This window comes from Streptomyces graminilatus (genome assembly GCF_001418565.1).
In the GTDB taxonomy this organism is placed as follows: domain Bacteria; phylum Actinomycetota; class Actinomycetes; order Streptomycetales; family Streptomycetaceae; genus Streptomyces; species Streptomyces graminilatus.
The window spans coordinates 1-5,381 of the sequence record NZ_LIQQ01000414.1 but is presented as its reverse complement, the minus strand read 5'-3'; the positions used below and the strand labels follow the sequence as shown (position 1 = coordinate 5,381).

The 5,381-nt window shown below is 68.4% G+C and carries 5 protein-coding genes; 3 read left to right on the top strand and 2 right to left on the bottom strand.

Going from position 1 to position 5,381, the window contains the following annotated elements; genetic code table 11:
* A partial coding sequence (locus tag AOK08_RS31010) for a small ribosomal subunit Rsm22 family protein (RefSeq protein ID WP_055532252.1) occupies positions 1-959 on the top strand: 959 nt, incomplete at its 5' end.
* On the opposite strand, the gene AOK08_RS31005 is transcribed toward AOK08_RS31010, so the two are convergent.
* Both AOK08_RS31005 and AOK08_RS31000 read right to left on the bottom strand, forming a co-directional pair.
* Positions 956-3,289 carry a beta-L-arabinofuranosidase domain-containing protein gene (locus AOK08_RS31005; protein WP_055532251.1) on the bottom strand — a complete coding sequence of 778 codons (2,334 nt, stop codon included), beginning with the start codon at positions 3,287-3,289 and terminating at the stop codon, positions 956-958. The two genes, AOK08_RS31010 and AOK08_RS31005, sit on opposite strands and share 4 nt — an antisense overlap.
* A gap of 289 nt (positions 3,290-3,578) precedes the next feature.
* Positions 3,579-3,953: a hypothetical protein gene (locus AOK08_RS31000; protein WP_055532250.1), complete on the bottom strand. Its 375-nt coding sequence runs from the start codon at positions 3,951-3,953 to the stop codon at positions 3,579-3,581.
* Between the two features lie 310 nt (positions 3,954-4,263).
* Between AOK08_RS31000 and AOK08_RS30995 the strand changes: the two genes are divergently transcribed.
* Both AOK08_RS30995 and AOK08_RS30990 read left to right on the top strand, forming a co-directional pair.
* Positions 4,264-4,644 carry a VOC family protein gene (locus AOK08_RS30995; protein WP_055532249.1) on the top strand — a complete coding sequence of 127 codons (381 nt, stop codon included), beginning with the start codon at positions 4,264-4,266 and terminating at the stop codon, positions 4,642-4,644.
* Between the two features lie 159 nt (positions 4,645-4,803).
* Positions 4,804-5,381: hypothetical protein (locus AOK08_RS30990; RefSeq protein WP_055532247.1), on the top strand; the 578-nt coding region annotated here is incomplete at its 3' end.

Here is a 5,381-nt window from a genome sequence, read left to right as displayed (position 1 = left end):
CCCTCGCCGGTCTGCTCGACGGGCTGCCGCCGAAGGCCGCCGCTCAGGCTGTCGAGCGGCTGATCGCCAACTACCGGGGGCGGACGCCGACCGATACGCCCGTGCTGCGGGACCGGTCCGATGTGGCCGCGTATGCCGCGTACCGGATGCCGGCCACCTTCGAGGCGGTGTGCTCGGCGCTGGACGCCCTCGCCGACGCCGCGCCCGGCTGGGTGCCCGGCAGTCATGTCGACGTCGGGGGTGGGACGGGGGCCGCGACCTGGGCGGTCAACGCCGTGTGGGGAGGCACGCGGCCCGTCACCGTGCTCGACTGGGCCGAGCCGGCGCTCGCCCTCGGGCGGGAGATCGCCGCCGCCAACCCGGAGCTGAAGGACGCGGAGTGGCAGCGCTCTCGTATCGGAGCGGCGCTCAAAATCGAGAGCAGTGATCTCGTCACCATCTCCTACGTCCTCGGCGAGCTGACCGACGCCGACCGCACCTCCGTCGTGGACAGCGCGGCCGGCGCCGCCCAGACCGTCGTCGTCATCGAACCCGGCACCCCCGGCGGCTACCTCCGCGTCATCGAGGCCCGCGACCAGCTCGTACGCGCCGGCTTCCACATCGCCGCCCCCTGCCCGCACAGCGCCGCCTGCCCGATCGTCCCCGGCGAGGACTGGTGCCACTTCTCCGCCCGGGTCAGCCGTTCCTCCCTCCACCGCAAGGTGAAGGGAGGCTCCCTCCCGTACGAGGACGAGAAGTTCAGCTACGTCGCCGCCACCCGCTTCCCGGTGACCCCGGCCCTGGCCCGCGTCGTACGCAGGCCGCAGATCCGCAAGGGCCAGGTGCTCCTGGACCTGTGCGAGCCGGAACCGGAGCCCTCGCTGCGCCGGGAAACGGTCACGAAGCGGCACGGGACCCTCTACCGGGCCGCCCGGGACGCGGACTGGGGAGACGCCTGGCCGCCGTTGCGGGAAGGTTAGTTGGACAGGACGTGCCAGCGGTTGTCGGCCGTGCCGTTGTCCGAGTCCTGGACCGCGAACGCGCCGACAGCGGTGGAGTTGTTCGCGATGGCGAGCAGCTTGCCGCTGTGCGAGTTGCGGATCTTGTAGGTCCCGTCCCCCTGGTCGAGCAGGGTCCAGACGTGGTCGGCGGTGCCGTTGTCCGACCACTGGAGGACGGTCGCGCCGTCCGCCGTGGACATGTCCTGGACGCCGAGCACCTTGCCGCTGTTGGCGTTGCGGAAGCGGAACCCGTTCCCGTCGGTGATCATCTGCCAGTTGTGGTCGGCGGTGCCCGAGTCGGACCACTGCAGGGCGCGGCCACCGTCGGCCGTGGACATGTCCTGGACACCCAGTACGAGACCGCTGCCCACGTTGGCGAGCCGGACGGTGGCGGTGCCCGTGCCGCCGCCGGTGTTCCAGTAGACGGTGTAGTTGTGGCCGTGCGCGTTGTGGAACGGGCCCAGGTTGACCGTCGATCCGTTCGCGGTGGCGGTGAAGGCGAGCGAGCTGGTGCTGGTCCGCGCGATCGAGGACACGTTCAGCGACGGGAGGGAACTGAGCGAGGAGTTGCCGTAGTTGCCGGACAGCACCACCGGCCCGTACGTGATCGCGGCGACGTTCGCGTTGTCGTTGGCCGCCCGCATGACGATCCGCATCGGCAGGCGGACGGTGACGGTGTCGCCGGAGGTCCATGAGCGGCTCAGGGTGGCGTAACTGCCGGGCGTGGTGGCGATGTTCTGCGCGACGCCGTTGACGCTGACCGTCGCCCCGGTGGTCCAGCCCGGGATACGGACGCGCATCGCCCACGTGCCGCTGACGTTGCCGGTGACCTGGAGGGTCGTGGTGTCGCTGTCCGGGTACGACGTGGTCTGGGTGACCGTGATTCCGCGCTCCGACCAGTTGAGCACCGAGGGCACGAACAGGTTCACGATCAGCGTGTTGTCGGTGCGGAAGTAGATGGAGTCCATCAGCCTGGTGTGCATCTCCAGGCCCGTGCCCTGGCAGCACCAGAACGTGCCGTAGTCGGTGCTCCAGGTGCCGCCGCCCCACGCCGGGCCCACACCGCGTCGGCCGCCCGGGTTGAGCGGGGTGAAGTAGGTGACGTGGCCGTGGCTGTCGGCCGGGTTCTGCTGGCCGATCATCTGGTTCAGCCAGGCCTGCTCGTAGTAGTCGACCAGCGCCACCCGGTTCGGGTCCAGCGCGAACAACTCCCGCGTGAGGGTGAGCATGTTGAAGGTGTTGCAGCTCTCGCACGTGTCCTGGTTCAGATAGCCGGCGATGGCGCCCGGGGCGCGGAAGTGCTCGGCCTGGCTGTTGCCGCCGATGGCGTACGTGTGGGTGCCGACGCAGATGTTCCAGGCGTTGGTGGCGATGTCCCGGTAGCGGGTGGTGCCGGTGGCCTTGAACTCGCGTGCGGCCCCGATCCACTTGGGCACCTGGGTGTTGGCGTGCAGCCCGTTGAGCCGGTCCTGGTTCGACGCCAGCGGGTCGAACACCGAGGCGTGGTCGAACCGTTGGGCGACGGTGAGCCACTTCGCGTCGCCGGTCTGCTGGTAGAGATCGGCCAGTACGGCGTTCATGCCGCCGAACTCGGTTCCCAGCATGGCCTGCATCTGCTGGCCGCTCAGCCGGGCGGTACGCCGGTCGACCCATCCCGCGAGGGCGAGCAGTACGTCCCGGGCCTGCGTGCTGCCGATGTGGCGCCACACGTCCAGCAGACCGGTGAGGGTCTTGTGGATGGTGTAGTACGGCACGTTGCCGTTGGACAGCGTCCGCTGTTCAAGTGCCGTGAAGTCGGACTCGGGGAAGCCGGAGAGGTACCCGGCGCCGAAACCGGCGGCGCTGTTGTTGGCCTGGCACTTGGCCAGCTCGGCGACCATGCTCGTCGCCTTGTCCCGGCAGACGGTGTCCCCGGTCACGGCGTACGACTGGGCCCATGCGGTGAGGAAATGCCCTTGGACGTGCGAGCGGAAGGGGAACGTCGGATCATCCCAACCGCCGTTCGTCGCCGCGCCGTTGGTGGACAGGCGGTGGTTGGCGCGGAAGTTGTACAGCAGCCGGTCGACATCGACGAACCGCAGATAGTTCCGCGTACGGTCCTGGTTCTCCAGCCACCGGCTCGTGGTGAGCCGAACCTGCCCGAGGTCGAAGGGGTGCGCGGAGACCCCTATGTCGGCTCTGGCCGGGGGTACGGCCAGGGCTGTGGCCGCTAACGCGGGAGAACTGCCGACGAGGGGCCCGGCGGCAGAGGCGACGGCGGTGGCCCCGGCAACTTGCAGGAGGCGCCGTCTGCTGACGGAGGGAGACATAGTGCACCCTTTCGGTGACGGGAGAGCGGCACGGGTGGCGGCCGTCGCCGCGTACGTGGGTGTCGCCGCACAGCGGAGCTGTCGGCCCGAGGGGCCACAGGTCCCCGGACCCGTCGGCCCGCTCCACTCCACTGATACATGGGGTGGATTAACGGGGACGACCATTGCCGGTGTCCAGCCCCGCGACATAAATCCGTGCACTTTGGCGGATGAATGTCCGATCCCTGCCCTGACGGCGAGCCAGACATGGGATGTACGTGGGCAGTTGGGAGGGAGGGTGGTGGGGCTTTCAAAGGGTGGCGACTATCGCCGCCACGACGGCTGCGAAGGTGAGGAGAAAGATCGCGGTCTGCTTGGGCGTTGCCCTCTCGACAGGCTGTCCCGCGCGTATCTGTTCCATCATGCGTCTGACGAATCGGGTGTAGATGACCCGGGTGATCGCCAGGCCGAGTGCCGTCGCCGTGAACAGCATCAGCGCCATGTTCTCGCCGTCGTCCGGGTTCGTGCTCAGGCCTGTGAACGCCCCCGCGGCTATGGGCGGCAGCAGCGCCTTCCACTTGTGCCTCCTCTCGGGGATCAGGGACTGCATCGCCAGCGCCAGGGCGAGACCGGCCACGATCGCGGCGATCCACCAGTCGGTGTGGGAGAAATGGGAAGTCAGCATTGACGCTCCTTCTGCGTGGCGGGTGGCGTCGGGACAGGCCCGCCGAGGCGGCGGGAGCCATGCTCACGCGGCAGGTGAGCGTGCGTCACCTTCGGAATACGTTGCGACCTCCTCCAGCGCGATCAGCACCCTTCGATCATGCAACACCCAAGCGGCTCCCGGAACTTGTTAAGTGCCGGCGGCGGCTCCGAAATCGTCCGCCCGGGCTCGCCCCGTCCGATACGGTCGCTGGGTTGTTTTCACCGCTGGGAGGACACGAGGTTCGCGTGTGACCTCCCCGTTGGTTCCCAGGTCGAGAGAAGGTTTGTCAATGGCGTGTCGTATCAGTGAGCTGGTTCTCGGTTGCCGCGAACCCGAGGTGCTGGCGCGGTTCTGGTGCGAGGTTCTGGACTTCGTCGTGCTCGATCGCGAGGGCGACGACATGTTCGAGATCGGGCCGCGCGAAGGGTTCGGCGGTCCGCAGCCGACGATCATCCTCAGCCGCAGGGACGAGCCGGAACCGGGCAAGACCCGGCTGCACATCGACGTCAACGCCACCGACCGGGACCAGGACGCCGAACTCGAACGCCTCCTGAAGCTCGGCGCGCGCCCGGCCGACATCGGTCAGACGGGGGAGGAGCAGTGGCATGTCCTGGCCGACCCCGAGGGCAATGAGTTCTGCCTGCTGAAGGCCCGCCTCAACCCGCTCTGAAGCTGTGAGGTCCGGTCGGAACAGGCCATACGCAGGGTAATGGGATTCCCAAGGGAAACCCATGAGTAGGGATGTTTGACCCTGTTGGCATGGTCTCGCTCGTGATGAGGATGGGCGGGACAAGCCACCCGCACGGCTTCACCCAAGGACGGCAAGACCATGACAACAGGGCACGCGCGCAAGAAGAAACGTTCCAGGACCATCGCCATCGGCCTCGGCTCGGTCATCGCCCTCGCGGGAGGCGTGATCGCCGTTCCCGCCGCGATGGCGGCGCTCGTGCCCGCGCCGGCCTCCACACCGTTCGAGCTCAAGGGCGTAGAGACCTTCGACACCGACAAGTTGATGGCGGGCCTCTGCCCCGGTCCGACCTCGGCCCGGCCGTTCGAGGACGTCAAGTTCGTCTTCATCAACCTGGACAACGGCGAGGTGACGCCGGACTCGACCAACGGCGTCGGCGACATCGGCCAGACCACCGCCGGCTCACCGCCCATCGCCCGCGTCTCCGCGCACTGTGAATACCCGGTGACCAGCGTGAAGACCTCGGTGGGCGCCCCGACCGACGCCTCCGACCTGATCATCAACTGCGGCAACGCCGTCGAGGCCGGTCAGCAGATCACCCAGAGTCTGTCGACCAGCAGCAGCGTCAGCCACAGTGTCAGCGTCAGCGCCAGCTTCGACCTGAGCATCGTCAAGGACGTGTTCTCGCTCGGCGGCGGCGCCGAGCGAGAACACGTCCT

Bases quoted from the DNA above. Each gene is read 5' to 3' on its own strand.
- AOK08_RS31005 (WP_055532251.1), bottom strand. From the start codon at position 3,289: ATGTCTCCCTCCGTCAGCAGACGGCGCCTCCTGCAAGTTGCCGGGGCC.
- AOK08_RS31000 (WP_055532250.1), bottom strand. From the start codon at position 3,953: ATGCTGACTTCCCATTTCTCCCACACCGACTGGTGGATCGCCGCGATC.
- AOK08_RS30995 (WP_055532249.1), top strand. From the start codon at position 4,264: ATGGCGTGTCGTATCAGTGAGCTGGTTCTCGGTTGCCGCGAACCCGAG.